The organism is Streptomyces sp. NPDC029152 (assembly GCF_055564355.1).
In genome coordinates this window covers 262238-286054 of sequence record NZ_JBVHWR010000004.1, presented here as the reverse complement: position 1 = coordinate 286054, position 23817 = coordinate 262238, and the positions used below count along the sequence as shown (strand labels likewise).

Genomic DNA, 23817 nt, shown 5'->3' with positions numbered 1-23817 from the left:
GGTGCCGTGGCCCGGCTCAGCGCTCGTCGCCCGCCCGGTACACGCCGAACATCGCGCCCTGCGGGTCCCGGAGCACCGCGATGCGCGGCCCGTCGGGCAGGGAGGTGGGCTCCATGAGCACGGTGCCGTCGCTGTCGGTCGTGTCGATCGCGGCGGTGTTCACGTCCGCCACGGCGAAGTACGGCAGCCAGTGCGCCGGTACCTCGTGCGGGAACTTCTCGTCCATCGTCACCATGCCGCCGAAGTCCGCGCCGTCGACCGACCACCGGGGATAGCGCGCGGACGTGGTGACGCTCCAGCCGAACACGGTGGTGTAGAAGTCCGCCGCCCGGCCGGGCTCCCGGGTCAGCAGTTCCACCCAGCCCAGCGAGCCGGGCGCGTTGAACAGCCCGGCGCCCGGGAAGGTTCCGGCCTGCCACAGCTGGAACACCGCGCCGGCCGGGTCGACGGCCACCGCGGATCGGCCCGCGTCGAACACGTCCACCGGGCCCTGCGGCACCGCCCCGCCCGCCGCGGTCACCCACCGCACGGCGGCGTCCGCGTCGGCCACGGCGAACGAGACGTTCCACGCGACGGGCTGCGCCCGCCGGCCCAAGGGCGTCAGCCCGGCGACGGCCGCGCCGTCGAGACGGGCGATCGTGCAACCATCCGCCTGCTGCCGGGGATCCGTCTCGGGGCGCCAGCCGAACAGCTTCGTGTAGAACCGCTCGGCCGCTTCCAGGTCACTGGTACCCAGCTCCGCCCAGCAGGGCCCGCCGGTCACCGGTTCGTGGAGCTTCATCGCGTCGGGGTCCTTCCGCCGGGCCGCAGACCGTTCCCTCCCCCCAGCACGCTAAGGCCGGGCGGGGGCCGCGGCCATCCGGCGCCCGCCGCCCCGGTGCTCAGATCCCGGGCCGGTAGCGCAGCGGATGGTCCGCCGGCACCTCCACCAGCACGATCCGCGTGCCGTCCGGGTCCTCGATCCACATCTCGACCAGCCCCCACGGCTCCCTGACCGGCGGCCGGACGATCTCGACGCCCCTCGCCCGCAGCTCCGCCTCGGCCGCCGAGGCGTCCTCGACCTGGAGCCACAGCGCGAGCGCGGGGGACGGGGGCGCCTCGGAACGGCCCGAGACCTCCAGGAAACCGCCGCCGAGGAAGTACACGGTGCCCCGCTCGGGCCCGGTGCCGAACTCGCGGTGGACGGCGAGGCCGAGCTGCTCGCCGTAGAAGGCGCGGGACCGGTCGGGGTCGGTGGGACGGAGCAGGATCCGGCTGCTGAGTACATGCACCATGCGTCCGGAGCCTAACGGGAGCGTTACGCTCATCGGTGCCCGCGCCTCGCCCGAGAACGAACCGGAGAGACACCCCATGGACACCGCCACCGGCCGACTGACCTTCCGCGACGCCACCGACGCCGACGTGGACGCGCTCGTCGCGCTCGTGGAGTCCGCGTACCGGGGCGAGTCCAGCCGGGCCGGGTGGACCACCGAGGCGGACATCCTCCAGGGACAGCGCACCGACCCCGAGGGCGTGCTGGAGGTCGTCAAGTCGCCGGACAGCCGCCTGCTGACGGTCGAGCGGGACGGCGTGATCGTGGCCTGCTGCCAGCTCGAGCACCGCGGTGAGCACGCCTACTTCGGGATGTTCGCCGTCAGCCCGGCGCTCCAGGGCGAAGGGCTCGGCAAGAAGGTCATCGCGGAGGCGGAGCGGCAGGCCCGCGAGGTGTGGGGCGTGACGGAGATGCACATGACCGTGATCTCCGTGCGCGAGGACCTCATCGCCTGGTACGAGCGCCGCGGCTACCGCCGCACGGGGGAGACGACCCCCTTCCCCTACGGCGACGAGCGCTTCGGCATCCCGCAGCGGGACGACCTGTGCTTCGAGCTGCTGGTCAAGCCGCTGACCTGAGACCCACCCCGTGACGCCCGGCCCATGGCGTTCACGCCGTGAAGCGGCCGGTGCGTTTGATCTCCGGGTAGTCGGTCGTCGCGCCGTCCAGCCCCAGGGCGCGCACCAGCCGCAGATGGTCCTGGGTGTTCACCGTCCAGGAGAAGACCCTGAGGCCCGCCTCGCGGGCCCGTTCCACGACCTCCAGCGTGATCCGGTTGATGTCCAGGCACAGGGTGGCGGCGCCGGCCTCGACGGCGCGGTCCACCACTTCGGGCCCGTAGTACTGCGCGACCAGGGCGGTCCGCACCCCCGGCACGAGCCGGGCGATCTCGACGACGGCCTCGTCGTGGAACGAGATCACCTCGACCCGGTCCACAAGATCGCGCCGGCGCATCACCTCGGCCAGCGTCCGCGCCGCCGCCACGTCCTTGATCTCGGCCTGCAACGGCACCGAGACGGCGTCCAGGACCTCCTCGAAGACCGGGACCCGCTCCCCGCGGCCCGCGTCCAGCGCGCGCAGTTCCCCGAGTGTCCTGTCGGCGATCGCGCCGGTACCGTCGGTGGTGCGGTCCACGTCCGCGTCGTGCATGACGACGAGCGCGCCGTCCTTGCTCAGGTGCAGGTCCAGTTCGACGACGTCGAGGCCGGCCCGCTCGGCGGCGACGAAGGAACGCAGGGTGTTCTCGGGCTCGACGCCCATGACTCCGCGGTGACCGATGGTGAGGAAGTTCAAGGCTCGACTCGCTTCCGTCGACGTCGGCGATGGCAGGGCGGCGGTCCGACGGCCCTGCGGAACCGTTTCCCCTTTGCCACGCGTGGTATACGGACTTCGGTGTCCCGCAGGAAGAAATGCGGTGTGGGGTGGGGTGGGGCAGGATAATTTACGGAGGTGCCCCTTGCTGGGAGAAACCTCGTGTGCATACGGTGTCCTGACGCAAGCTTCTCCCGTGGAGGATGGGACATGACGGAAATTCTTGTGCAGGTGGGTGCGGAGGAGAAGGTTCCTCCGGTGAGCAGGGTGGTGGAGCACCCGGCGTGGCCCGTGCTCAAGGATGCCGTGGAGCGGATCCGGCCATGGCAGTCCAAGGACGGGTCGATCGACTTCGACGCCGAGGGCGCCCCGGAGCGCGCCGCCGCCGAGGACGCCGTGCGCCGCGTCGTCGAGGCCGTGCGAGAGCTGTCCCCGCTGCTCCCGCACGACCGCGCGTACCACGAGGCGCTGGTGAAGGACCTCGGCCGCTGGGCCGACGGCGGTTTCCAGGTGCCCGACTTCCTCGACTCCCTGCTGGCCTTCCAGCCGGCCGCGGACCGCAGGGACGGCCTCCAGCACCTGGTCGTCTTCCCGATGTACACGCAGAACGGCAACCCGGACCGCAACCTCGAGGCGGTCGTGCTGCGCATGGTCTGGCCCGACTGGCTGGCCGAACTGGAGCGCACCCGCTACGACAACCCGCTGTTCTGCGGCATCACCTTCGAGGACTTCACGGCCGGCTACGACACCAACTCGGCCGTCCTCTTCCCGGAGACCATCGCCGTGCGCGAGGCGCCGGAACGTTTCTCCTGGGGCGGCATCTTCTGCGACCGTGAGGCCGCCCGCTTCCGCCGCGTCACCGACGCCGCCGTGGACATCCTCGGCCTCGAACTGCCCGAGGACATCGCCGCCATGGTCCACGACCAGAAGCGCTGCGAGGAGGCGTTCGTCCTGTGGGACATGGTCCACGACCGTACCCACAGCCACGGCGACCTGCCCTTCGACCCGTTCATGATCAAGCAGCGCCAGCCGTTCTGGATGTACGGCCTGGAGGAGCTGCGCTGCGACCTCACCGCCTTCAAGGAGGCCGTGAAGCTGGAGGCGGACGGCGTCCCGCAGGCCCGCGACGTGCAGTACGCGGTGCTCTTCGACCGCATGTTCCGCTTCCCGGTCACCGGCGAGCGCGTGCGCAACTACGACGGTCTCGGCGGCCAGCTCCTCTTCGCCTACCTGCACAAGCACGACGTCGTCCGCTGGACGGACAACAAGCTCTTCATCGACTGGCAGCGCGCCCCGCAGGTCACCAACCAGCTGTGCGCCGAGATCGAGACGCTCTACCGCGACGGCATCGACCGCCCCAAGCTCGTCCACTGGTTCGCCGGCTACGAGCTGGTCTCCGCCTACCTCGCCCCGCACCCGGGCTCGAAGTGGGCCAAGGGCCCCGACGCCCTGGACCTGACCCAGCCGCCGCGCAAACTCGTCGACGACGTGCTTCCGGACGAGTTCCCGCTCAGCATGTTCTACGAGGCGCTGTCCAGGAAACTGAAGAACGTGATCGCCTCCACCAAGGGCATCACGGCCGACGACGCCGAGCGGGTCGCCGCGTGAGCGACGGCACGGGCGCGCGGGAACAGGCTCAGCAGGCACGGGCTCGGGAGGCGAGGACCATGGGGAACGGGGCGCTCGACGGCGCGGTGATCGCGGTGGCCGGAGCGGGCGGACCCGCCGGACGGGCCGCGCTGCTGCGGCTCGCCGAGGCGGGCGCGACCGTCGTCGGCTCGGACAACGACCCTCAGCGGCTGGCGGAGGCGGTGGACGCGGCGCGCTACGCGCACGGCGGCGCCACGGTCACCGGTGAGACGGTCGACCTGCTCGACCTCGACTCCACCCGGGCCTGGGCCGACCGCATCGAGAAGGACTTCGGCCACGTCGACGGCCTGGTCCACCTCGTCGGCGGCTGGCGCGGCAGCCAGACCTTCACCAAGACCGACCTCGGCGACTGGGACCTGCTGGAGAAGCTGCTGGTGCGCACCGTGCAGCACACCTCCCTCGCCTTCCACGAGGCGCTCCAGCGCAGCGACCGCGGCCGCTACGTCCTGATCAGCGCCGCGGGCGCGTCGCAGCCGACCGCGGGCAACGCCGCCTACTCGGCCGCCAAGGCCGCCGCCGAGGCGTGGACACTGGCCATGGCGGACTACTTCCGCAAGGCGGGGGGCGAGCAGGGGCCGACCTCCGCGGCTGCGATCCTGGTGGTCAAGGCGTTGGTGCACGACGCGATGCGCGCCGAGCGCCCCAACGCGAAGTTCGCGGGTTTCACGGACGTCGGGGACCTGGCCGAGGCGGTCGCCGGAGTCTGGGAGAAGCCCGCCGCGGAAGTGAACGGAAACCGTCTGTGGCTGACCGACAAGCCGTGAACCCACCGAAGACCGACGCGCGTCGTCATCACGACCCCGGGACCCGCGGATTCGCCAGCGACAACTACGCCGGCGCCCACCCGGAGGTGCTCGCCGCCCTGGCCCTGGCCAACGGCGGGCACCAGGTCGCGTACGGCGAGGACGACTACACGGCGAACCTCCAGCGGGTGATCCGCAGCCACTTCGGGCCGACGGCCGAGGCCTTCCCGGTCTTCAACGGCACCGGTGCCAACGTCGTCGCGCTCCAGGCGGTCACCGACCGCTGGGGCGCGGTGATCTGCGCCGAGAGCGCGCACATCAACGTCGACGAGTGCGGGGCGCCGGAACGGGTCGGCGGCCTGAAGCTGCTCACCGTGCCGACCCCCGACGGCAAGCTCACCCCCGAGCTGATCGACCGGCAGGCGTACGGCTGGGACGACGAGCACCGCGCGATGCCGCAGGTCGTCTCCCTCACCCAGAGCACCGAACTCGGCACCCTCTACACGCCCGACGAGATCCGGGCCGTCTGCGAGCACGCCCACGCGCACGGCATGAAGGTGCACCTGGACGGTTCCCGGATAGCCAACGCGGCCGCCTCCCTGGACGTGCCCATGCGCACGTTCACCAACGCGGTCGGCGTCGACCTCCTCTCGCTCGGCGGCACCAAGAACGGCGCCCTGTTCGGCGAGGCGGTCGTGGTCCTGAACCCCGACGCCGTGCGCCACATGAAGCACCTGCGCAAGCTGTCCATGCAGCTGGCGTCCAAGATGCGCTTCGTCTCGGTGCAGCTGGAGGCCCTGCTCGCCAAGGACCTGTGGCTGCGCAACGCCCGGCACGCCAACGAGATGGCCCAGCGTCTGGCCGAGGGCGTACGCGCCGTGCACGGCGTGGAGATCCTCCACCCCGTGCAGGCCAACGCGGTCTTCGCCCGGCTCCCGCACGAGGTGAGCGAGCGCCTGCAGAAGCGGTTCCGCTTCTACTTCTGGGACGAGGCCGCGGGCGACGTGCGCTGGATGTGCGCCTTCGACACCACGGAGGACGACGTGGACGCGTTCGTCGCCGCGCTCAAGGAGGAGACGGCGCGCTAGGAGACACCGCCATTGATGCATAGGTATGCGGTCACCTGAAAAGTCATTGACTGACGGGTGATCGCGTTCCTATGCTCTGGCGTCATGGAGCTCATCCAGAAGACCCCTGACCTGTCCGCCTACTTGGCTGCCGACGAGGTCATCGACCATGACCACCCGTATGTGCGGGAGGTGGCCGGACGCCTCGCGAAGGAGGCGGAAGACTCGTATTCCTATGCGCGGCTGGCGTTCGAGTTCGTGCGCGACACCATCCCGCACTCGCAGGACGCCGGCGACCCGCGCGTCACCTGGCGCGCCTCCGACGTCCTGGAGCAGCGCACCGGCATCTGCTACGCCAAGGCGCACGCGCTGACGGCGCTGCTGCGCGCCGAGGACATCCCGACCGCCCTGTGCTACCAGCGCTTCGACGTGGTGCACGGACTGGTCGCCGTACGGTTCGACGGGGCCTGGCACCGCCAGGACCCGCGCGGCAACAAACCCGGCGTGGGCGCCCGGTTCTCCCTGGGGCGGGAACAGCTGGCCTTCGTGCCGGACTTCGAGGCCGGCGAGGCGGACTATCCGGAGCTGTACGCGGCCCCGCACCCGGCCGTGCTGGCCGCCCTGCGGGCGGCCACCGACCGCGCGCACCTCTGGGCGACGCTCCCCGCTGCCCTCTGACGCACCGGGCTCAGTGGGCCTCGGCCGTGCGCAGCTGCTCGGGCGTCGGCGCCGTGCCCCCGAGGTGGGCCGGCATCCACCAGGTGTCGTCGGCGCCCCTGGGGCGCACCGGGTAGGCGCGCTGGGCGGCCTCCAGGAGTTCCTGGACGCGCTCGCGCAGACGGCGGGTGAGGGCGCCCGCGTACTGGTCGCGGGGGGCCTCCATCGCCTCGCCGACCCGGATGGTGACCGGGGTGTGGCTGCGCTTGAAGTTGCGCGGGTGCCCCTTGGTCCACAGCCGCTGCGTGCCCCACACCGCCATGGGCACCAGCGGCACGCCCGCCTCCTGGGCCAGGCGCGCGGCGCCCGACTTGAAGCTCTTGAGCGTGAACGACTCGGAGATCGTCGCCTCCGGGAAGACCCCGATGATCTCACCCGACCGCAGCGAGTCCAGGGCGTGCGCGTAGGCGGCCTCGCCCTGCTTGCGGTCCACCGGGATGTGCTTCATGCCGCGCATCAGCGGACCGGAGATCCGGTGCCGGAAGACCGACTCCTTCGCCATGAACCGGACCAGCCGCTTCTGCGGAAGCGCCGCCAGGCCGTTGAAGATGAAGTCCAGGTAGCTGATGTGGTTGCTCACCAGCACTGCGCCGCCCGAGCGCGGGATGTTCTCCGACCCACGGCAGTCGATCTTGAGGTCCCACACCTTGAACATGGTGCGGGCGAGACCGATGACCGGGCGGTAGACGAGTTCTGCCATGGGCGGGTCGGACCCTTCCTTGTCTGCCTGGGAAGGGGGCTCCCAGTCGAAAGTTACGCAGCCGTAGGTTTACGGCCTGTCGAGATCGTGCCCCAAGAACGGCCGGGGTACCAGCCCTGGTGCCCGGGCGTGGCGAGATCCTCATCACGTCATCGGCCGCCGTGTGGCCGGAACGCGTCGGCGGACCGGGAATCTTCGCCCGCCCCCGGACGCTGGACCTGGGGGCGACCGGACCGGGACGCCCTCGGGGCGTGCCCGCGAAGGGCCGCCAGGCGGCGGAGCGGGAGGCGTGCGAGTGGGCGGGCGGAGCGAGGGCCTGTGGCTGGACGCGGCGGACCTGGGGGCGGAACTGGGCGCGCGCGCCACGCTCGTGCAGTTCTCCAGCGCCTTCTGCGCCCCTTGCCGGGCCACCCGGCGGGTACTCGGCGAGGTGGCCGGCATGGTCCCCGGCGTCGCCCACGTCGAGCTGGACGCCGAGGCCCGGCTGGAGCTCGTCCGCGCGCTGGACGTGCTCAAGACCCCGACCGTGCTGGTCCTCGACGCCGAGGGCCGCGTCGTGCGGCGGGCCGTGGGCCTGCCGCGCAAGGCGGACGTGATCGCCGCCCTGGGGGAGGCGGTGTGATCATCGCCACGCCGTCGGTGAGGCGTTCTCCACAGCTTCCGGATCCCGGGACGTATTTGACTGTGTGTACCACCCATCGTCACCCTGCCCGTATGCCCTCGCTCCCCCCTCCCCGGACCGAGGCGCACGGCGGAAGGACATCCCGCATGACGGCCACATCCGACCTCGCCGCGCCCCGGACCGCCGCGGGCGGCGACCTCCTGCGGTCCGTCTTCCGGCGGCACGCGGCCGGCGTGGCGGTGATCACCGCGCGCGGCGACGCGGGTCCGGTCGGCTTCACGGCCACCTCCCTCACCTCCGTGTCCGCCGAGCCGCCGTTGCTCTCCTTCGGCATCGGCACCGGCTCCTCCAGCTGGCCCACGGTGTCCGGCGCCGAGTACGTCGGGGTCCACCTGCTCGGCGAGCACCAGCAGGAGCTGGCCGCCACCTTCGCGCGCAGCGGCGCCGACCGCTTCGGCGCGCCCACCGTCTGGCGCGAGGGTCCCGAGGGCGTCCCCGTGCTGGACGGCGTCCTCGCCTGGCTCGTGTGCCGGGTCGTCGGCCGCGTCCCCGCGGGGGACCACCGCATCGTGCTGGGCGAGGTGCTCCTCGGCGACCCGACGGGTGCGGGCCGCCCGCTGCTGTACCACCAGGGGCGCTTCGGCGGTCTGCGCGACTGAGGGCTCCCCGGGCTCCTTCGGGCCCCGTCGTCCTCCTTCTGCGGAACGGTCGAGTTCCGGTTACGCTGCGTTGCGAAGGTCACAGTTCAAAGCGCTTGCTTAGCGGGAAAGAACTGGGTGTACTGACGAGTAACGTTCCGGGTGGAAGCGTGGATCGCCCCGACCGGAATCGGCCGCTTGAGGCGCCTATGCTGCCTGCAAGCAGGCAGCACTGAAATGACGATGCAGTAGGAGAGCCGGCGTGAGCTTGAGGATCGTTGTCACTGTGAAGTACGTGCCCGACGCCACTGGCGACCGGCGCTTCGCCGATGACCTGACCGTCGACCGTGACGATGTGGACGGTCTGCTCTCCGAGCTGGACGAGTACGCGGTCGAGCAGGCGCTGCAGATCTCGGAGAACTCGGACGACGACGTGGAGATCACCGTCCTGACGGTGGGTCCCGAGGACGCGAAGGACGCGCTGCGCAAGGCGCTGTCCATGGGCGCGGACAAGGCGATCCACGTCGAGGACGACGACCTGCACGGCACCGACGCCATCGGCACCTCCCTGGTCCTGGCGAAGGCGATCGAGAAGGCCGGCTACGACCTGGTCGTCTCCGGCATGGCCTCCACCGACGGCACCATGGGCGTCGTCCCCGCGCTGGTCGCCGAGCGCCTCGGTGTCCCGCAGGTGACGCTGCTGTCCGAGGTCTCGGTCGAGGGCGGCGTCGTGAAGGGCCGCCGCGACGGCGACTCCGCCACGGAGCAGCTTCAGGCGCAGCTTCCGGCGGTCGTGTCGGTCACCGACCAGTCGGGCGAGGCGCGTTACCCGTCCTTCAAGGGCATCATGGCGGCCAAGAAGAAGCCGGTGGAGTCCTGGGACCTGTCCGACCTCGACATCGACGAGGACGAGGTCGGTCTCGAGAACGCCTACACGGTCGTGGAGTCGGCGGCGGAGCGTCCGGCGCGCACCGCGGGCACCATCGTCAAGGACGAGGGCGAGGGCGGCAAGCAGCTCGCCGAGTTCCTCGCGGGCCAGAAGTTCATCTGAGCCCCGCTGGTTCCGCAGACCGCCCCTCACATCTCGCAAGCAGGAGAGAAGAAGTCCCATGGCTGAAGTTCTCGTCTACGTCGACCACGTGGACGGTGCCGTCCGCAAGCCCACCCTGGAGCTGCTGACCCTGGCCCGCCGCATCGGCGACCCCGTCGCCGTCGCGCTGGGCGACGGCGCCGGTGACACCGCCGCCGCCCTCGCCGAGCACGGCGCGGTCAAGGTCCTCACCCACGAGGCCGCCGAGTACGCCGACTACCTGGTCGTGCCGAAGGTCGACGCCCTCCAGGCCGCCGTCGCGGCCGTCTCCCCGGCCGCCGTGCTGGTGCCGTCCTCCACCGAGGGCAAGGAGATCGCCGCCCGTCTGGCGCTGCGCATCGGTTCCGGCATCATCACCGACGCCGTCGACCTGGAGGCCGGTGACGAGGGCCCGGTGGCGACCCAGTCGGTGTTCGCCGCCGCGTTCACCACCAAGTCCCGCGTCTCCAAGGGCACCCCGGTCATCACGGTCAAGCCGAACAGCGCGGCCGTCGAGGCGGCCCCGGCCGCCGGCGCGGTCGAGGCCCTGTCGGTCACGTTCTCCGACGCCGCGACCGGCACCAAGGTCACCTCGCGCACGCCGCGCGAGTCGACCGGCCGTCCGGAGCTGACCGAGGCCGCGATCGTGGTCTCCGGCGGCCGTGGCGTCAACGGCGCGGAGAACTTCGGAATCATCGAGGCGCTCGCCGACTCGCTCGGCGCGGCCGTCGGCGCCTCGCGCGCCGCGGTGGACGCGGGCTGGTACCCGCACACCAACCAGGTCGGCCAGACCGGCAAGAGCGTGTCGCCGCAGCTGTACATCGCCTCCGGCATCTCGGGCGCGATCCAGCACCGCGCCGGCATGCAGACCTCGAAGACGATCGTGGCGATCAACAAGGACGCCGAGGCCCCGATCTTCGACCTGGTCGACTACGGCGTCGTCGGCGACCTCTTCGACGTCGTCCCGCAGCTCACCGAGGAGATCAAGACCCGCAAGGGCTGAGCGTCCTTGCCGGAGACCGGCCGAGGCCCCCGCGACCGTCCGTGGTCGCGGGGGCCTCGTCGTGTACGCGGAACGGCGGGGCCCGCCGGGCGTCGCCGGGGGACGGTTGACCGGGGCAGAGGCGACAGATAACTTCGCTCTACGGATTATTGATTCCGTTCAGCGGAAAATAGGAGAGTGTGGGATGGGTCAGCAGGAGAAGGTGGCAACGAGTCTCGCGGGCGCCGTCGGCGAGGAGATCAGTGCCTCCCTCGCACCGGTCGACGCGGAGCTGGAGCGCCGCTACCCCGGGGACCCGGGCACCCGCCAGCCCGTCCACACCGTCTACGTCCCCGGTGACGTCTTCGCCGCCGACACGATCCGCTCCTGGGGGGACCGGGCGCTCACCGCGCTCGACGAGCACGCCCCCGACGCCGCGTCCTTCGCCGCCGTCCTCGGCCTGTCCGACGAACTCGCCGAGCCGGTGTACTCCCGGGTGCGCGCCAAGCTGGAGCGGGAGCCGATCGAGGACCTGCGCATCGACTTCGAGGACGGCTACGGCAACCGGTCCGACGCCGAGGAGGACGAGGCCGCCGCCCGCGCGGCCCGGCTCGTCGCCGAGGCCTACGAGCAGGGCACCGCGGCCCCGTACATGGGCATCCGCATGAAGTGCATGGAGGCCCCCGTGCGCGCCCGGGGCATCCGGACGCTCGACGTCTTCCTCAGCGGCCTGATGGAGGCCGGCGGCCTGCCCGACGGGCTGGTCCTCACCCTGCCGAAGGTGACGTATCCCGAGCAGGTCACCGCCATGGTGCGGCTCCTGGAGGCCTTCGAGAAGGCACGGGGCCTGGAGCCCGGCCGGATCGGCTTCGAGATCCAGATCGAGACCAGCCAGTCCATCCTCGCCGCCGACGGCACCGCCGCCGTCGCCCGCATGATCCAGGCCGCCGAGGGCCGCGCCACCGGACTGCACTACGGCACCTTCGACTACAGCGCCTGCCTCGGCGTCTCCGCCGCCTACCAGGCGAGCGACCACCCGGCCGCCGACCACGCCAAGGCGGTCATGCAGGTCGCCGCCGCCGGCACCGGCGTACGCGTCTCGGACGGCTCCACCAACGTCCTGCCGGTCGGCTCCACGGAGAAGGTCCACGACGCGTGGCGCCTGCACTTCGGTCTCACCCGCCGCGCCCTGGCCCGCGCCTACTACCAGGGCTGGGACATGCACCCCGGCCACATCCCCACCCGGTACGCGGCCGTCTTCGCCTTCTACCGCGAGGGCTTCGAGCAGGCCGCCGCCCGCCTCGCCCGCTACGCCAACCAGGCGGGCGGCGACGTCATGGACGAGCCCGCCACCGCCAAGGCACTCAGCGGCTACCTGCTGCGCGGCCTGGACTGCGGTGCCCTCGACACGGGCGAGGTCGCCCGGCTGACCGGCCTGACCCGCGCCGACCTGGAGAGCTTCTCCTCGCCCCGGCGCGGCGACCTCACGGCCTCGGCGCAGTAGGCGCCCCGTCCGCGTCGGCCGACCGTCCGGGCCCGGAGCGCACCAGCCGCTCCGGGCCCGGACGCCGTCACCCGCCCGTGCGGACGCCGGCCGGCCGCACGGGCGCGGTCTCGGCCCGCCCGCTGCCCGTGCCGCGCGGGGCGACCTGCGCACCGTGCGTCCCCCGAGCCGGTCCCCGTGCGACCGCGTCCGTCCAGGCGGCCCCGGCCGGCCCGCGGGGGGACTCGGCCGGAGCCGGGGTCCGGCACGGCTCGCCGGACCGCTCAGTCCGCCGGCGGCAGTTCGCCCGAGCCGCGGGTGATCAGACGGGTCGGCAGTTCGACGCGCTCGGGGGCGAGCAGGGTGCCGTCGAGCTGCCGGAAGAGCCGTTCGGCCGCCGTGCGGCCGAGGGCCGCCGCGTCCTGGGCGACCACGGTGACGCCCGGCCGCAGCAGGTCGGCGAGCTCGATGTCGTCGAAGCCGACGAGGGCGACGCGCCGGGTGTGCTCGGCGAGGACGCGGATCACGGTGACCGTCACCCGGTTGTTGCCGGTGAAGATCGCGGTCACCGGGTGGTGCGGGTCGGCGAGCATCTCCTCGGCGGCCCGGCGCACCCGCTCGGGGCCGGTGACGCCCAGCGACATCCAGGAGTCCTTCACCGGTATGCCCGCGTCCTCCATGGCGGCCCGGTAGCCGCGCAGCCGCTCGGCGGCGGTGTGGATGCGGGGCATGTCGCCGATGAAGCCGATCCTGCGGTGCCCGTGCGCAATCAGATGGGCCACGCCGTCACGGGCGCCGCCGAAGTTGTCGGAGACCACCACGTCCGCGTCGATCCGCCCCGCGGGACGATCGACGAACACCGTGGCCACGCCGGCCTTGAGCTCGGGCTCCAGGTACCGGTGGTCGTCCCCGGCGGGGATCACCAGCAGCCCGTCCACGCGCCGCGCGCACAGCGCCAGCACCAGCTCCTGCTCGCGGTCCGGGTCCTCCGCGCTGGAGCCGTTGATCAGCAGGGCCCCGTGGGCGCGGGCCACCTCCTCCACCGCACGGCTCAGCGGCCCGTAGAACGGGTCCGCGAGGTCCTCCAGCACCAGCCCGATGCTCGCCGTACGGCCCTTGCGGAGCACCCGCGCGCTGTCGTTGCGGCGGAAGCCGAGCGCGTCGATGGCCTCCTGGACGCGCCGCTCGGTCTCCGGGGTGACCCCCGGCTCCCCGTTGACCACCCGGGAGACGGTCTTGAGCCCGACCCCGGCGCGGGCGGCGACGTCCTTCATGGTGGGGCGGTTGCCGTAGCGGTTCCCGGGAAGCCGGTCTGCGCGGCGGGGCGTGTCGGCCACGGTGCGGTGTCCTGTCCTGTCGTTCACGGGATCGCGTCGGCTCCTGTCGTCCACGCCGGACGCGGTGCTCGTGCGCTTGTATGAGGATGTGGCGTCGAGCATAGAGCCTGGACAACGTTGTCAGATGCGCGAGACACTGACCACCGCACTCTTCGGTCCGCGTCCCCACCGCACGGCCGGCCTGCTGCTCCCGTTCGCGTCCCTCGCTTTCCCGACTTTCCGCACTTTTCTGATTTTCCTTGTTTTTGCTGCTTTCTTCACCTTTCCTTCGGTCGACGGGGAGATCCGACTCTGATGCACACCGACCTCGTGGCAGCGCTGGACATCGGCGGCACCAAGATCGCCGGGGCGCTGGTGGACGGCCACGGCCGGATCCAGGCCCGCGCGCAGCGTGCGACGCCCGCCCAGGAGGACGGCGAGACCGTGATGCGGGCCGTGGACGCGGTCCTCGCCGAGCTGGCCGTGTCACCGCTGTGGGAGCGGGCCAGGGCGGTCGGCATCGGCAGCGCCGGACCGGTGGACGCCTCCGCGGGCACGGTCAGCCCGGTCAACGTGCCCGGCTGGCGCGACTTCCCCCTCGTCCGGCGCGTCCGCGCCGTCGCCGGTGACCTGCCCGTCGAGCTGATCGGCGACGGGGTGGCGATCACGGCGGCCGAGCACTGGCAGGGGGCGGCCCGCGGGCACGACAACGCGCTGTGCATGGTCGTCTCGACGGGTGTCGGCGGCGGTCTGGTCCTGAACGGCGCGCTCCATCCCGGCCCGACCGGCAACGCGGGACACATCGGGCACATCAGCGTGGACCTGGACGGCGACCCGTGCCCGTGCGGTTCGCGCGGTTGTGTGGAACGCGTGGCCAGCGGCCCCAACATCGCGCGGCGTGCGCTGGCCGACGGCTGGCGGCCGGGCCCGGACGGCGACACCTCGGCCGCCGCGGTGGCCGCCGCCGCCCGCCTGGGCGACCCGGTCGCCGTGGCCTCCTTCGAACGGGCGGCCCAGGCGCTGGCCGCCGGCATCGCCGCCGCCGCCACCCTCGTGGAGATCGACATCGCCGTGGTCGGCGGGGGAGTGGGCAAGGCGGGCGAGGTGCTCTTCGGCCCGCTGCGCAAGGCCCTGGCCGACTACGCGACGCTGTCCTTCGTGCGGCGCCTGACGGTCGTGCCCGCCCGGATGGGCACGGACGCGGGACTGGTCGGGGCCGCCGCGGCAGCGCTCACCAGGACGGCGGGCGTGACCGCGGCGGGGGTCTGAGCCGCGGCCGTGGATCGGCGGGCCGGTTCCGCGCCCGGCCGGAGCGGCACCGGCGCGGCCGGCGTACGCCCTCAACTGGGCCTGGTTTCCGTGGCAGGGTGAAGCGGGCAAGCCACAGGGGGCCAAGACAAGAGGGGGACCTGTGACCGTCGTCTGGATCAACGGCGCGTTCGGTGCGGGGAAGACCACCACCGCACGGGAACTGATCGAACTGATCCCGAACAGCACGCTCTTCGACCCCGAGGTCATCGGCGCGGCACTCGCACACCTGCTGCCGCCCAAACGCCTCGCCGAAGCGGGCGACTTCCAGGACCTGCCGATCTGGCGGCGCCTCGTGATCGACACCGCGGCCGCGATGCTCGCCGAACTCGGCGGAACCCTCGTGGTCCCCATGACCCTGCTGCGCCAGGAGTACCGCGACGAGATCTTCGGCGGCCTCGCCGCCCGCCGGATAGCGGTCCGGCACATCCTCCTGGCTCCGGCGGAAACGATCCTGCGGGAGCGGATGGCGGCCCGCGAGGCGCCCGAGGCGGCGGACGGGGAGATACGTGTACGGCAGTGGTCGTACGACCACATCGAGCCGTACCGGGCCGCCCTCGCCTCCTGGCTGACGGCCGACGCCCATCCGGTCGACACCAGCGCCCTCACCCCGTACGAGACCGCAGCCCGCATCGCCGAGGCCGTCGGCACCGGGGCGGCGCCCGCCTGCGACATCGTGCAGACCCCCGAGCCCACCGGCGAGACCCTGGCCGCCGGCGTCCTCCTCTTCGACGAGCAGGACCGGGTGCTGCTCGTCGACCCCACCTACAAGCCCGGCTGGGAGTTCCCCGGCGGCGTCGTGGAACCCGGCGAGGCGCCCGCCCGCGCCGGGATGCGCGAGGTCGCCGAGGAGACCGGCATCCGTCTCGACGAGGTGCCCGCCCTGCTGGTCGTCGACTGGGAGTCACCCGCGCCCCCCGGCTACGGCGGCCTGCGCCTGCTCTTCGACGGCGGCCGGCTCGACTCCGCGGAGGCCGGCCGGGTGCTGCTGCCGGGGCCCGAACTGCGCGACTGGCGCTTCGTCAGCGAGGACGAGGCCGCCGCCCTGCTGCCCCCGGTCCGCTACGAGCGTCTGCGCTGGGCCCTGCGGGCCCGGGAACGCGGGGCGGCACTGTACCTGGAGGCGGGCACACCGGTCGGCTGACACCGGCCGGCCGCGGCGCACGTCCACGCCCGGGGCGCCTTTCCGGGACGACCGCGGGGACGGCGCGCGTCCCGTGACGAAGGCCGTCCGCCGTCGTGCGGAGCGCGAACGGGCGGCGCGCTCAGCTCGCCGCGTAGTTCCGCAGGAACAGGGCCTCCGCCACCGACAGCCGCTCCAGCTCCTCGGGGGACACGCTCTCGTTCACGGCGTGGATCTGCGCCTCCGGCTCGCTCAGGCCGATCAGCAGGATCTCCGCCTCCGGGTAGAGCGCCGCGAGGGTGTTGCACAGCGGGATGGAGCCGCCCTGTCCGGCGTACTGCATCTCCTGGCCCGGGTACGCCACCGCCATCGCCTCCGCCATCGCCTGGTAGGCCGGGCTGGTGGTGTCGGCGCGGAACGCCTGGCCCTGGCCGATCTGTTCGACCTGCACCCGTGCGCCCCACGGCGTGCGCGTCTCCAGGTGGGCCCGGAGCAGCTTGGTGGCCTCGGCGGCGTCCACGCCCGGCGGCACCCTCAGGCTCACCAGCGCCCGGGCGCTCGCCTGCACCGACGGGGTCGCGCCGACCACCGGCGGGCAGTCGATGCCGAGCACCGTCACGGCGGGGCGCGCCCAGATGCGGTCGGCGACCGAACCGGAGCCGATCAGCTCGACGCCGTCGAGCACCTTGGCGTCCCGGCGGAACTGCTCCTCGTCGTAGGCCAGGCCCTCCCAGGTGCTGTCCGACGCCAGACCGTCCACGGTCGTCGAACCGTCCTCGGCGCGCAGCGAGTCCAGCACGCGGACCAGCGCGGCGAGCGCGTCGGGGGCCGCGCCGCCGAACTGGCCGGAGTGCAGGTTGCCCTCGAGCGTGTCGACCTTCACGCGGAGCAGCGTCATGCCGCGCAGCGTCGAGGTGACCGTCGGCAGACCGGCGCGGAAGTTGCCGGCGTCGCCGATGACGATGGCGTCCGCCGCCAGCAGCTCCGGGTGCGCCTCGGCGTACCGCTCCAGACCGCCGGTGCCCTGCTCCTCGGAGCCCTCGGCGATCACCTTGACGTGCACCGGCACACCGCCGTTCGCCTTCAGCGCGCGCAGCGCGAGCAGGTGCATCAGCACGCCGCCCTTGCAGTCGGCCGTGCCGCGCCCGTACCAGCGGCCGTCGCGCTCGGTCAGCTCGAACGGAGGCGTGTCCCAGCCCGCCTCGTCCAGCGGCGGCTGCACGTCGTAGTGGGCGTAGAGCAGCACGGTCCTGGCACCCTCGGGGCCGGGCAGGAAGCCGTACACCGACTGGGTGCCGTCCAGCGTGTCGAGCAGTGCCACGTCCTCGAAGCCCTCGGCGCGCAGCGCGGACGCTATCCAGTCGGCGGCGCCCGCGCTCTCGCTGCGCGGGAACTGGTCGAAGTCCGCCACCGACTTGAAGGCCACCAGCGCGGTGAGCTCCTCCTTCGCCCTGGGCATCAGGGAGGAGACGGTCTCGGCGACCGGATTCGACGACATGGGCACGCTCCTTGTAGGTGCGACGTTGTACCGATCGGTACATGAGCGGGCGCTGCTGACGAGTGCCCGCGCGTACCGCTGTGTACGGGTGATCGTGCGGGGTGCGGACACCTCCCGGTGTGCGGGTGGCGTCCGCCGCCGATCCTCCCACAGTGGCCTGCGGCGATGCCCGCCGTAGGATGCGGGGGTCAGGTGCGGCATGCGGTTTGATCGGAGCAGTAGACCATCGTGAGCAGCGAGAACTCTTCGGCGGACGACACGCGTCAGGTCTGGGACGTCGTCGTGGTGGGCGCGGGACCGGCGGGGGCCTCGGCCGCCTACGCGGCGGCGGTCGCGGGGCGGCGCGTGCTGCTGCTGGAGAAGGCGGAGCTGCCCCGCTACAAGACGTGCGGCGGCGGCATCATCGGCCCCTCGCGCGACACCCTGCCCCCCGGCTTCGACCTGCCCCTGCGGGACCGCGTGCACGCGGTGACGTTCTCCCACAACGGCCGCTTCACCCGCACCCGGCGCTCCAAGCAGATGCTGTTCGGCCTGGTCAACCGGCCGGAATTCGACCAGCAACTCGTCGAGCACGCCCAGAAGGCGGGCGCCGAGCTGCGCACCGGGGCTACGGTGACGCGGGTCGAGCAGCACGGGTCGGCCGTGCCGGACCGGCGCACGGTCGCCGTCGTCCTCCAGGGCGGAGAGACGGTGCTGGCGCGGGCCGTCGTCGGCGCGGACGGCAGCGCGAGCCGGATAGGCGCGCACGTCGGGGTCAAGCTCGACCAGGTCGACCTCGGCCTGGAGGCGGAGATCCCGGTGCCCGAAACGGTCGCCGACGACTGGAAGGGCCGGGTGCTCATCGACTGGGGGCCGCTGCCGGGCAGTTACGGCTGGGTCTTCCCCAAGGGGGACACGCTCACCGTCGGGGTGATCTCGGCGCGCGGTGAGGGAGCGGCGACCAAGCGGTACCTGGAGGACTTCATCGGCCGGCTCGGACTCGCCGGGTTCGAACCGAGCATCTCCTCCGGCCACTTGACGCGCTGCCGCGCCGACGACTCGCCGCTGTCCCGGGGCCGGGTGCTGGTGTGCGGGGACGCGGCGGGGCTCCTGGAGCCGTGGACGCGCGAGGGCATCTCGTTCGCGCTGCGCTCGGGGCGGCTCGCGGGGGAGTGGGCGGTGCGCATCGCGGAGGCGCACGACGCCGTGGACGCGCGCAAGCAGGCCCTGAACTACGCGTTCGCCGTCAAGGCCGGGCTGGGCGTCGAGATGAGCGTCGGCAAGCGGATGCTGGCGGTCTTCGAGCGCCGCCCGGGGCTCTTCCACGCGGCGCTGACCGGTTTCCGCCCCGCCTGGAGGGCGTTCAGGGACATCACCCAGGGCTCGACGTCGCTGGGCGAGCTGGTCCGCAGCCATCCGCTGGCGCAGCGGGCCCTGTCGGCCGTGGACCGGCGCAGCACGGAGCCCGCGGCCGGCGAGACCGGCTCCTGACCTCGGCCCGGCGCCCCGGGCGGCCGGCGGCGGGGGCCGGTGGCACCCGCGCAGGGCACGGGCGTCGTGGGCGGGCGGGCCGGCCGCTCCCGCGGCACGGGAGCGGACCTCCGCGCCCGCCCCGGGCAGTGGCCCCGCCCCGGGCAGTGGCCCCGCCCCGCCGACGGCCGCGGACCGGCCTCCGGGCCCGCCGAGCGGTGGGCCCGCCCCGTGTCGCCGCCCGCCGTCGCGGACCGGCCCCCGGGTCCTTTGGGCCGCAGTCCCGACCCGCCTCACCGGCCGTCGCCGTACTCCCCCGGGAGTACGTGCGGTCACCGCGCGCGGGTGACGCCGCCCGGTGCGCGCGGCGTCTAGCGTGGCGGGCATGGACGGACAGCACGAGCACGGGGGCGGGCCGCCACGGTGGTGGCGGTACGGGCCTGCGTGGTGGGACCACCGGGGCGACGAGGAGCGCGGCCCCCGCCCGCCCTGGCTCTCCACGGCGCTGATCACGGCCTTCGTGCTGCTCGGCTCGGACTTCGCCGCCCACGCCCAGGCGGGGGAGCGGACCCCGCTCGATCCCTTCGCCCGCCTCCTGCTGCTCGTGACCGGCCTCGCCCTGCTGGGCCGGCGGCGGTACCCCGTGGCCGTCGTGTCCGGCACGGCCGCCACCACCCTGGTCTACCTGGGCGCCGGATACCCCTACGGGCCGGTGTTCCTGGCCGTCGCGGTGGCCTGCTTCAGTGCCGTCGTCGCCGGGCACCGCGGGGCCGCGTGGGCGGCGATGGCCGCGCTGTGGGCCGGGCACGTCCTGCTGGCCCACTGGCTCTACCGGTGGCTGCCGCCGTCCGGGGACCCGGCCGCCTCCTGGGGGCAGGAACTGGTCGTCGCCACCTGGGTGGTGGCGATCGTCGCGCTGTCGGAGCTGGCCCGGACCCGGCGCGAGCAGTGGGCGCGGGAGCGGGCCGAACGGACCCGGGCCGCCAAGCGGCGCGCGGACCGGGAACGGCTGCGGATCGCCCGCGAACTGCACGACGTCCTCGCGCACAGCATCTCCGTCATCAACGTGCAGGCGGGCGTCGGTCTCGCCCTCCTGGACAGCGACCCCGAACAGGCCCGCACCGCGCTCACCACCATCAAGGACAAGAGCAGGGAGGCGCTCGGAGAGGTCCGTCAGGTCCTCGACACCCTCCGCGCGCCCGGCGACGCACCGCGCGCACCGGCTCCCGGCCTGGACCGGCTGCCCGAACTGGTGGACCAGGCGGCGAGCGCCGGGCTCACCGTGGAGGTCGAGGGGGAGCCGCCGCGCCTGCCGCCCGGCACCGACCTCGCCGCGTTCCGGATCGTCCAGGAAGCCCTCACCAACGTCGTGCGGCACTCGGGTTCGCGCCGCGCCCGCGTCCGCCTCGCCGGGGGCGGCGGCACCCTGCGGCTGCGCATCGACGACGACGGACCCGCGACCGGCGCCGACGCCGGGGGCAGCGGCAACGGGCTGGCCGGAATGCGCGAGCGGGCGGCGGCGCTCGGTGGCACCATCGAGGCGGGCCCGCGTCCCGACGGCGGCTTCCGGGTGCTCGCTTCCCTGCCGCTCACCGTGCGGCACGCCGAGGAGGAGGACCGGTGATCCGCGTACTGCTCGCCGACGACCAGTCACTGGTACGGGCCGGCTTCCGGGCGCTGCTGGACGCGCAGCCGGACATCGAGGTGACAGGCGAGGCCGCCGACGGCGAGGAGGCGGTGCGCGCGATCCGCGAACTGCGCCCCGACGTCGTCCTGATGGACATCCGCATGCCCGCCCTCGACGGCCTGGCCGCCACCCGCCGGGTCACCGGGGACGAGGGGCTGAAGGACGTGAAGGTGGTCATGCTCACCACCTTCGAGCTGGACGAGTACGTCTTCGAAGCCATCCGCTCGGGCGCCTCCGGGTTCCTGGTCAAGGACACCGAGCCCGACGAACTCCTGCGCGCCGTGCGGGCGGTGGTCGCCGGGGACGCGCTGCTCTCACCGGGGGTGACCCGCCGCCTGATCGCCGAGTTCGCGGCGCGCTCCAAGGAACCCGCCGCCGCCGACGCGCTGTCCCGCCTCACCGAGCGGGAACGGGAGGTGATGGCCCTGGTCGGCATCGGCCTGTCCAACGAGGAGATCGCCCGCCGCCTGGTCGTCAGCCCTCTCACCGCCAAGACCCACGTCAGCCGCACCATGGTGAAGCTGGGCGCCCGCGACCGTGCCCAGCTCGTCGTGCTCGCCTACGAGTCGGGGCTGGTGCGGCCGGGCTGGCTGGGCTGATCCCCGCGCCCGAACCGGACCAGCACGCTCACCACCCGGGCGACGAACACCACGACGGCCGGCACCGCGCCCGTGCCGACCAGTCCGCCCCGCACGCCGGCCGGCGGCCCGAAGGCGTGGGCCGGCCCCGCCACGGCCCCGGACAGCACCGCCGCCGCGAACGCCGCGCTGCACAGCGCGTGTCCGGTCTCGACGGTCACCGCATCCCGCTCGCCCCGTACCGGCGGGCGTCCCGCCCGGCCTCAGGTCACGGCCGACCTCTCCCGCCACAGCGCGGCGAGCGAGGCGTCCCCGGTGACGTGCGGGAACGGCAGCCGGTTCCACAGCGACAGATACAACCGCTCCGCCGGTCCGGCCACTTCGCAGTCGGCGTCGCCGGTGTCCCCCCGCTCGGCCGCGGGCGGCTCCGCCGAGAGCCGTACGGTCCACACGGCGCCGCCCGGGTCCGTCGCCCGTACCCGCAGCACACGGGGCTCCGCACTGCGGACCCCGCTCTTCGCGCGGGCGTGGAAGCCGCGCAGCAGCTCGTCGATGCCGTCCACGGCGAAGCCGGCGTCGATGCCGGCCGGATCGCCGCCCCTGGCCGACTCCGCGTCGAACCGGTGGACGGTCGTCTCGTGCGCCTGCCGTCGTGCCCAGAACGCCAGCGGCGACGGCGCGGGCAGGAAGTGCCAGCACTCCACGTCGGGCGCGGCACCGGCGAGGGTGCCGACGAGCTGCCGGTGCCCCTGCCGGAACCAGGCCACGAGTTCGGCGCCGTCGAGGTCCGGCGCCCCTCCGTCGGGTTGGTACGAGGTGTGGCCCTCGGCGACGAACGCCGCCGCCCAGCGGTGCACCGCCCCGGTGTGCCGCAGCAGGTCCCGCACCTGCCAGCCGGGGCAGGTCGGCACCTCGGCGCCGGTCCCCGCCTTCTCCGCGGCGGCGGCCAGCAGCTCGCCCTCGCGGTCCAGTGTCTCGACGAACGTGATGGTCTCCATGGCGGAGAGTCTGCACGATGGAGCGCGCTCCGAGGGAGGGCCGCCGTCCCGTCCCGGGCCGGCCGCCAGGGCACGGGGGCGACGAGCGTCGCCACGGCCACCGGCACCGCGACGCCGGTGAGCGCGGCCGGCCGCGGGAACCGGCCGGCCGCGCGGCACCTCACCCGCGGTGCGCGGCGATCAGGTCCCGGTACCAGCGGTAGCTGTCCTTCGGTGTGCGCCGCTGGGTGTCGTAGTCGACCCGCACGATGCCGAAGCGCTTGTCGTAGCCGAACGCCCACTCGAAGTTGTCCAGCAGCGACCACACGTAGTAGCCCCGCACGTCCACCCCCGCGTCCATCGCCGCCCGCAGGGCCGTCAGGTGGTCGCGCAGATAGGCGACCCGGTCGGTGTCGTGCACCGCGCCGTCGACGGCGACCGTGTCGTCCTCCGCCGAGCCGTTCTCCGTGATGTGGACGGGCGGCAGCGCGTCACCGTACTGCTTCTTCAGCCGGACGAGCAGGTCGGTGAAGCTGTCGGGGACGACCGGCCAGCCCATGGCGGTGTGCCGGACGCCGGGAAGCCGCACCTCCTCGTAGCGGTTGTCCGTCGCCACCCTGCGCGCCGGGTCGGCCTCGCGGTGCGGGGCGTCGGCGACCACGATCGGCCGGTAGTAGTTGATGCCGAGGAAGTCCAGCGGCTGGGAGATCAGCTCCAGGTCGCCGTCCCGCCGGAAGTCCTCGCCGGTGATCAGCTCGCCGAAGGTCTCCTCCTCCGTCGCCGGGTACCTGCCCGCCAGGATCGGCTCGGTCCACACCAGATTGTGCTGGGTGTCCGCGCGGACCACGGCCGCCAGGTCGGCGGGGGAGCCGGTGGCCGGCAGGTTGCGGTCGAGGTTGAGCGTGATGCCGGCCTCGCGCACCCCGGCCGCCCGCAGCGCCTTCACCGCGAGACCATGGCCGACCAGCAGGTGGTGGACGGCGGCCAGGGCACCCCGGCCCTCCTTGGCCCCGGGGGCGTGACGGCCGACGGAGTAGCCGAGGAAGGCGCTGCACCACGGCTCGTTCAGCGTGATCCAGCGCGGCACCCGGTCGCCCAGGTGCTCGGCGACCACGGCCGTGTACTCGGCGAACCGCTCCGCGGTCTCCCGCACCCGCCAGCCGCCCCGGTCCTCCAGGGCCTGCGGCAGGTCCCAGTGGTAGAGGGTGGCGGCCGGCTCGACGCCCGCCGCGAGCAGTTCGTCGACGAGGCGTGAATAGAAGTCCAGTCCCTCGGTGTTCACCGTGCCCGAGCCCTCGGGGACGATCCGCGGCCAGGCGATCGAGAAGCGGTACGAGTCCACGCCCAGGTCGCGCAGCAGCGCCACGTCCTCCCGGTAGCGGTGGTAGTGGTCGCAGGCCACGTCGCCGGTGTCGCCGTTGGCCGTCAGGCCGGGGGTGTGGCTGTAGGTGTCCCAGATCGACGGACCGCGGCCGCCCTCCCGCGCGGCGCCCTCGATCTGGTAGGAGGCGGTCGCGGCGCCGAAGACGAAGCCGGGCGGGAAGCGGGGGAAGTCGCTCATACGGGAAGGCCCCTCTCCTGGTGTGC

Annotated in this window: 25 protein-coding genes; 16 read left to right on the top strand and 9 right to left on the bottom strand. The window is 73.2% G+C overall.

Annotated elements, in window-relative coordinates:
• Positions 1-16: 16 nt before the first annotated feature.
• Both ACZ4V6_RS10800 and ACZ4V6_RS10795 read right to left on the bottom strand, forming a co-directional pair.
• Positions 17-781 (bottom strand): VOC family protein, encoded by a 765-nt coding sequence (locus ACZ4V6_RS10800; RefSeq protein WP_467824958.1) that lies wholly within the window; start codon positions 779-781, stop codon positions 17-19.
• A 100-nt stretch (positions 782-881) separates the two neighbouring features.
• Positions 882-1274, bottom strand: a complete 393-nt coding sequence (locus ACZ4V6_RS10795) for a VOC family protein (RefSeq protein WP_467824955.1) — start codon at positions 1272-1274, stop codon at positions 882-884.
• Between the two features lie 76 nt (positions 1275-1350).
• Here ACZ4V6_RS10795 and ACZ4V6_RS10790 point away from each other — a divergent pair, with 76 nt between their 5' ends.
• The gene (locus ACZ4V6_RS10790; RefSeq protein ID WP_467824952.1) at positions 1351-1890 is read left to right on the top strand and encodes a GNAT family N-acetyltransferase; all 540 of its coding nucleotides are present in this window, start codon (positions 1351-1353) and stop codon (positions 1888-1890) included.
• 31 nt (positions 1891-1921) lie between these two features.
• On the opposite strand, the gene ACZ4V6_RS10785 is transcribed toward ACZ4V6_RS10790, so the two are convergent.
• On the bottom strand, positions 1922-2605 hold the full coding sequence (locus ACZ4V6_RS10785) for a glycerophosphodiester phosphodiesterase (protein ID WP_467824949.1): 684 nt from the start codon (positions 2603-2605) through the stop codon (positions 1922-1924).
• Between the two features lie 228 nt (positions 2606-2833).
• Between ACZ4V6_RS10785 and ACZ4V6_RS10780 the strand changes: the two genes are divergently transcribed.
• From ACZ4V6_RS10780 to ACZ4V6_RS10765, 4 genes are all read left to right on the top strand, one after another.
• On the top strand, positions 2834-4231 hold the full coding sequence (locus ACZ4V6_RS10780; RefSeq protein WP_467824947.1) for a DUF6421 family protein: 1398 nt from the start codon (positions 2834-2836) through the stop codon (positions 4229-4231).
• Between the two features lie 59 nt (positions 4232-4290).
• The gene (locus ACZ4V6_RS10775; RefSeq protein WP_467824945.1) at positions 4291-5037 is read left to right on the top strand and encodes an SDR family NAD(P)-dependent oxidoreductase; all 747 of its coding nucleotides are present in this window, start codon (positions 4291-4293) and stop codon (positions 5035-5037) included.
• Positions 5034-6104, top strand: coding sequence for a threonine aldolase family protein (locus ACZ4V6_RS10770; protein ID WP_467824943.1), 1071 nt, complete (start codon positions 5034-5036; stop codon positions 6102-6104). Before ACZ4V6_RS10775 ends, ACZ4V6_RS10770 begins: the two co-directional genes overlap by 4 nt.
• Before the next feature lie 84 nt (positions 6105-6188).
• Positions 6189-6761, top strand: a complete 573-nt coding sequence (locus tag ACZ4V6_RS10765) for a transglutaminase-like domain-containing protein (protein WP_467824940.1) — start codon at positions 6189-6191, stop codon at positions 6759-6761.
• Positions 6762-6771: 10 nt separating this feature from the next.
• On the opposite strand, the gene ACZ4V6_RS10760 is transcribed toward ACZ4V6_RS10765, so the two are convergent.
• Entirely contained in the window at positions 6772-7500 is a 729-nt protein-coding gene (locus ACZ4V6_RS10760) for a lysophospholipid acyltransferase family protein (protein WP_467824937.1), read from the bottom strand.
• Between the two features lie 289 nt (positions 7501-7789).
• Here ACZ4V6_RS10760 and ACZ4V6_RS10755 point away from each other — a divergent pair, with 289 nt between their 5' ends.
• The 5 genes from ACZ4V6_RS10755 to ACZ4V6_RS10735 all read left to right on the top strand — a co-directional run bounded on the left by ACZ4V6_RS10755 (position 7790) and on the right by ACZ4V6_RS10735 (position 12315).
• Positions 7790-8122 carry a TlpA family protein disulfide reductase gene (locus ACZ4V6_RS10755; RefSeq protein WP_467824935.1) on the top strand — a complete coding sequence of 111 codons (333 nt, stop codon included), beginning with the start codon at positions 7790-7792 and terminating at the stop codon, positions 8120-8122.
• Positions 8123-8268: 146 nt separating this feature from the next.
• Positions 8269-8781, top strand: a complete 513-nt coding sequence (locus tag ACZ4V6_RS10750) for a flavin reductase family protein (protein WP_467824933.1) — start codon at positions 8269-8271, stop codon at positions 8779-8781.
• A gap of 241 nt (positions 8782-9022) precedes the next feature.
• The gene (locus ACZ4V6_RS10745) at positions 9023-9811 is read left to right on the top strand and encodes an electron transfer flavoprotein subunit beta/FixA family protein (RefSeq protein ID WP_467824930.1); all 789 of its coding nucleotides are present in this window, start codon (positions 9023-9025) and stop codon (positions 9809-9811) included.
• A gap of 58 nt (positions 9812-9869) precedes the next feature.
• Positions 9870-10832, top strand: a complete 963-nt coding sequence (locus tag ACZ4V6_RS10740; protein ID WP_467824927.1) for an electron transfer flavoprotein subunit alpha/FixB family protein — start codon at positions 9870-9872, stop codon at positions 10830-10832.
• A gap of 184 nt (positions 10833-11016) precedes the next feature.
• Positions 11017-12315 (top strand): DUF6986 family protein, encoded by a 1299-nt coding sequence (locus ACZ4V6_RS10735; RefSeq protein ID WP_467824924.1) that lies wholly within the window; start codon positions 11017-11019, stop codon positions 12313-12315.
• Positions 12316-12578: 263 nt separating this feature from the next.
• Here the strand turns inward: ACZ4V6_RS10735 and ACZ4V6_RS10730 are convergent, their stop codons facing one another.
• Complete coding sequence (locus tag ACZ4V6_RS10730) at positions 12579-13658, bottom strand: LacI family DNA-binding transcriptional regulator (RefSeq protein ID WP_467824921.1); 1080 nt, start codon at positions 13656-13658, stop codon at positions 12579-12581.
• A gap of 97 nt (positions 13659-13755) precedes the next feature.
• Between ACZ4V6_RS10730 and ACZ4V6_RS10725 the strand changes: the two genes are divergently transcribed.
• From ACZ4V6_RS10725 to ACZ4V6_RS10715, 3 genes are all read left to right on the top strand, one after another.
• Positions 13756-13926: a hypothetical protein gene (locus tag ACZ4V6_RS10725; protein ID WP_467824918.1), complete on the top strand. Its 171-nt coding sequence runs from the start codon at positions 13756-13758 to the stop codon at positions 13924-13926.
• On the top strand, positions 13926-14879 hold the full coding sequence (locus ACZ4V6_RS10720; protein WP_467824916.1) for an ROK family protein: 954 nt from the start codon (positions 13926-13928) through the stop codon (positions 14877-14879). Before ACZ4V6_RS10725 ends, ACZ4V6_RS10720 begins: the two co-directional genes overlap by 1 nt.
• Positions 14880-15021: 142 nt before the next feature.
• On the top strand, positions 15022-16062 hold the full coding sequence (locus ACZ4V6_RS10715) for an NUDIX hydrolase (RefSeq protein WP_467824913.1): 1041 nt from the start codon (positions 15022-15024) through the stop codon (positions 16060-16062).
• A 121-nt stretch (positions 16063-16183) separates the two neighbouring features.
• Here the strand turns inward: ACZ4V6_RS10715 and ACZ4V6_RS10710 are convergent, their stop codons facing one another.
• Positions 16184-17539 carry a M20/M25/M40 family metallo-hydrolase gene (locus tag ACZ4V6_RS10710; protein ID WP_467824911.1) on the bottom strand — a complete coding sequence of 452 codons (1356 nt, stop codon included), beginning with the start codon at positions 17537-17539 and terminating at the stop codon, positions 16184-16186.
• A 228-nt stretch (positions 17540-17767) separates the two neighbouring features.
• Between ACZ4V6_RS10710 and ACZ4V6_RS10705 the strand changes: the two genes are divergently transcribed.
• The 3 genes from ACZ4V6_RS10705 (at position 17768) to ACZ4V6_RS10695 (ending at position 21274) form a co-directional block, all read left to right on the top strand.
• Positions 17768-19009, top strand: coding sequence for a geranylgeranyl reductase family protein (locus ACZ4V6_RS10705; protein WP_467824909.1), 1242 nt, complete (start codon positions 17768-17770; stop codon positions 19007-19009).
• A 364-nt stretch (positions 19010-19373) separates the two neighbouring features.
• Entirely contained in the window at positions 19374-20612 is a 1239-nt protein-coding gene (locus tag ACZ4V6_RS10700) for a sensor histidine kinase (RefSeq protein WP_467824907.1), read from the top strand.
• On the top strand, positions 20609-21274 hold the full coding sequence (locus ACZ4V6_RS10695; RefSeq protein ID WP_467824902.1) for a response regulator: 666 nt from the start codon (positions 20609-20611) through the stop codon (positions 21272-21274). Before ACZ4V6_RS10700 ends, ACZ4V6_RS10695 begins: the two co-directional genes overlap by 4 nt.
• Here ACZ4V6_RS10695 and ACZ4V6_RS10690 read toward each other — a convergent pair.
• The 3 genes from ACZ4V6_RS10690 to ACZ4V6_RS10680 form a co-directional block, all read right to left on the bottom strand.
• Complete coding sequence (locus tag ACZ4V6_RS10690; RefSeq protein WP_467824899.1) at positions 21235-21474, bottom strand: DUF6332 family protein; 240 nt, start codon at positions 21472-21474, stop codon at positions 21235-21237. The two genes, ACZ4V6_RS10695 and ACZ4V6_RS10690, sit on opposite strands and share 40 nt — an antisense overlap.
• Positions 21475-21516: 42 nt before the next feature.
• Positions 21517-22251 (bottom strand): maleylpyruvate isomerase family mycothiol-dependent enzyme, encoded by a 735-nt coding sequence (locus ACZ4V6_RS10685; RefSeq protein WP_467824896.1) that lies wholly within the window; start codon positions 22249-22251, stop codon positions 21517-21519.
• A gap of 160 nt (positions 22252-22411) precedes the next feature.
• Positions 22412-23791 (bottom strand): GH1 family beta-glucosidase, encoded by a 1380-nt coding sequence (locus ACZ4V6_RS10680; RefSeq protein WP_467824893.1) that lies wholly within the window; start codon positions 23789-23791, stop codon positions 22412-22414.
• Positions 23792-23817: the final 26 nt, after the last annotated feature.

Excerpts from the sequence above, each read along its gene's own strand:
- ACZ4V6_RS10735 (WP_467824924.1), top strand. The coding sequence starts at position 11,017 with ATGGGTCAGCAGGAGAAGGTGGCAACGAGTCTCGCGGGCGCCGTCGGC.
- ACZ4V6_RS10680 (WP_467824893.1), bottom strand. The coding sequence starts at position 23,791 with ATGAGCGACTTCCCCCGCTTCCCGCCCGGCTTCGTCTTCGGCGCCGCG.
- ACZ4V6_RS10790 (WP_467824952.1), top strand. The coding sequence starts at position 1,351 with ATGGACACCGCCACCGGCCGACTGACCTTCCGCGACGCCACCGACGCC.
- ACZ4V6_RS10765 (WP_467824940.1), top strand. The coding sequence starts at position 6,189 with ATGGAGCTCATCCAGAAGACCCCTGACCTGTCCGCCTACTTGGCTGCC.
- ACZ4V6_RS10700 (WP_467824907.1), top strand. The coding sequence starts at position 19,374 with ATGGACGGACAGCACGAGCACGGGGGCGGGCCGCCACGGTGGTGGCGG.
- ACZ4V6_RS10685 (WP_467824896.1), bottom strand. The coding sequence starts at position 22,251 with ATGGAGACCATCACGTTCGTCGAGACACTGGACCGCGAGGGCGAGCTG.
- ACZ4V6_RS10780 (WP_467824947.1), top strand. The coding sequence starts at position 2,834 with ATGACGGAAATTCTTGTGCAGGTGGGTGCGGAGGAGAAGGTTCCTCCG.
- ACZ4V6_RS10800 (WP_467824958.1), bottom strand. The coding sequence starts at position 781 with ATGAAGCTCCACGAACCGGTGACCGGCGGGCCCTGCTGGGCGGAGCTG.
- ACZ4V6_RS10795 (WP_467824955.1), bottom strand. The coding sequence starts at position 1,274 with ATGGTGCATGTACTCAGCAGCCGGATCCTGCTCCGTCCCACCGACCCC.
- ACZ4V6_RS10710 (WP_467824911.1), bottom strand. The coding sequence starts at position 17,539 with ATGTCGTCGAATCCGGTCGCCGAGACCGTCTCCTCCCTGATGCCCAGG.
- ACZ4V6_RS10775 (WP_467824945.1), top strand. The coding sequence starts at position 4,291 with ATGGGGAACGGGGCGCTCGACGGCGCGGTGATCGCGGTGGCCGGAGCG.
- ACZ4V6_RS10725 (WP_467824918.1), top strand. The coding sequence starts at position 13,756 with ATGCGCGAGACACTGACCACCGCACTCTTCGGTCCGCGTCCCCACCGC.
- ACZ4V6_RS10720 (WP_467824916.1), top strand. The coding sequence starts at position 13,926 with ATGCACACCGACCTCGTGGCAGCGCTGGACATCGGCGGCACCAAGATC.
- ACZ4V6_RS10760 (WP_467824937.1), bottom strand. The coding sequence starts at position 7,500 with ATGGCAGAACTCGTCTACCGCCCGGTCATCGGTCTCGCCCGCACCATG.
- ACZ4V6_RS10750 (WP_467824933.1), top strand. The coding sequence starts at position 8,269 with ATGACGGCCACATCCGACCTCGCCGCGCCCCGGACCGCCGCGGGCGGC.
- ACZ4V6_RS10740 (WP_467824927.1), top strand. The coding sequence starts at position 9,870 with ATGGCTGAAGTTCTCGTCTACGTCGACCACGTGGACGGTGCCGTCCGC.